Source organism: Actinomycetospora sp. (assembly GCF_055612215.1).
Genome location: NZ_JBVPVA010000794.1, coordinates 1 through 2,070 on the forward strand (window position 1 = coordinate 1; position 2,070 = coordinate 2,070).

Here is a 2,070-nt window from a genome sequence, read left to right on the forward strand (position 1 = left end):
CGCCACCGGCCACCCCGGCGCGGGGTCCGATCCGGGAGCAGCGGCTCAAGCCACTCCCACGCCTGGTCGGAGATCTCCTGCCTGATCACAGGCAAGATCTTCCCCCACAGCCCTCCATCGATCCGTCAGACACGCCCTAGCCCACGCCGGGGGTAACGATCCGGGGGCCGATCAGGGCAGCGGCGCGCCGTCGCCGAGGGCCGAGGCGTAGAGGTCGCCGTGCTCGGCGATCCGCGCCAGCACGGCCTCGGGGGAGAAGACCAGCTCCTCCGGGTCCCGGCACCCCTCGACCTCGTCCCACGTCAGCGGGGTCGACACCGTCGGGGCTCCGTGCGCGACGCGCGCCCGCAGCGAGTAGGGCGCGACCGTCGTCTTCGACGTGTTGTTCTGGCTCCAGTCGACGAAGACCCTCCCGCCCCGGCGGTCCTTCGCCATGACGGCGGTGACGCGGTCGGGGGTCTCGCGGGCCAGGGCCTCCGCGAGGCGCTTGGCGTACCCGGAGGTCGCCGACGGGTCGGCGTCGGCGGGCAGGGCCACCGGCGCGGTCATCTGCATCCCCTTGGAGCCGCTGGTCTTCACGCATGCGACGAGCCCGTCGTCGGCGAGCCGCGCGCGGATGCGGGCGGCCACCGCGGCGCACTCGAGCAGGCCCGTGCCGGGCCCCGGGTCGAGGTCGAACACCAGCTCGTCGGGTGGGAGCGGATGGTCCCCGGCGTCGACCCGCCACTGGGGGACGTGCAGTTCGAGAACGGCGAGGTTCGCCAGGTACACCAGCGCGGCCAGCTCCTCGACCACGAGGAAGGACGCGCTGGAGCTCCCGCGCGAGGACCCGGGCGTCGGGACGACGACGCTGCGCAGCCAGGACGGGGCGTTGCGTCCGGCGTTCTTCTCGTAGAACGACTCGCCCTCGATCCCGTCGGGGAAGCGCCGCAGGGTCACCGGCCGCCCGGCGAGGTGGGGAAGGAGCGTGTCGGCGACGCGGGCGTAGTAGTCGATCACCGCGTTCTTGGGCGTCCCCGGGTAGAGCTCCTTGTCGAGGTTGGAGAGCTTCAGCGTCCGGCCGCCGACCGCGACCCGCGGGGACTGGACGTTCGCGGCGGCCCGCTCCTTCGCGGTGGTGCCGTCCTCGACGCGGCGCGTGACCAGCCAGTCCTCGGGATCGTCGCCGCGGGCCGGCCGGAAGAACACGAAGCGCCCGTCGACCCGCTCCCCACGCAGGGTGACCGCGACCTCGTCGTCGCTCCACTTCTCGGTCTCGTAGGTCCCGGAGTCCCAGACGGTCATGCTGCCGCCGCCGTACTCGCCCTTCGGGATCTCGCCGTGGAAGTCGAGGTACTCCAACGGGTGGTCCTCGGTGTGCACGGCGAGGCGCGGGGCGCCGGGGGACTCGGGCAGGCCCTTCGGCACCGCCCAGCACACCAGGACGCCGCCGCGCTCGAGGCGCACGTCGTAGTGCAGCCGCCGGGCGTGGTGCTCCTGGACCACGAAACGACCCCCGGCGTCGGTGTCGGCGACCTCACCGGAGCCGGCGTCACCGAACGGCTCGGGCGTCCGATCCGGGTCCCGTTTCGCCCGGTACGTGTCGAGCTCGCCCATTCCGCACCCTCCCGACGACCGCCGCGTGTGCTGTCGCGGTGAAGGATCCCACTGTGCGGCCACGTGCCAGCAGCCCGGATGCGGGCATAGCCTCGCTCCCCGGACAGCCGATCAGCGCCGGGGCAGGCCGGGACCCGACGCCGCGCGAACGAGGGTGGCGAGATGACCGTGGCTCCCAGGACGGCGGGTTCGAGTGCCGCCCACGAGCAGGCCGTGGCAGCCGCGCGGGCACGCCTCGCGGCGCTTCCGCCGGACGCGCCGGTGCGGCTGAAGAAGCGGACCTCGAACCTGTTCCGGTTTCGCGACGGCCGCGGCGGGCTGGAGGTCGACGGCCTGGACCGCGTCCTGCACGTCGACCCCGAGGCCCGCACAGCCGACGTCGGCGGCATGACGACCTACGAGGACCTCGTCGCCGCGACCCTGCCGCACGGCCTGATGCCGCTGGTGGTCCCGCAGCTCAAGACGATCACGCTC

1 protein-coding gene and 1 pseudogene are annotated in these 2,070 nt (G+C 73.5%); one reads left to right on the forward strand and one right to left on the reverse strand.

The genetic code is table 11. The features are described 5' to 3' along the window. Positions 1-171: 171 nt before the first annotated feature. Positions 172-1,596 (reverse strand): non-homologous end-joining DNA ligase, encoded by a 1,425-nt coding sequence (gene ligD, locus AC0CYZ_RS21735; RefSeq protein ID WP_472219155.1) that lies wholly within the window; start codon positions 1,594-1,596, stop codon positions 172-174. Positions 1,597-1,758: 162 nt separating this feature from the next. On the opposite strand from ligD, the pseudogene AC0CYZ_RS21740 reads away from it, so the two are divergent. After that, positions 1,759-2,070: pseudogene (locus AC0CYZ_RS21740) on the forward strand (FAD-binding protein); the annotation flags it as partial.

Coding starts and splice junctions, on each gene's coding strand:
- ligD (WP_472219155.1), bottom strand. CDS start 1,596: ATGGGCGAGCTCGACACGTACCGGGCGAAACGGGACCCGGATCGGACG.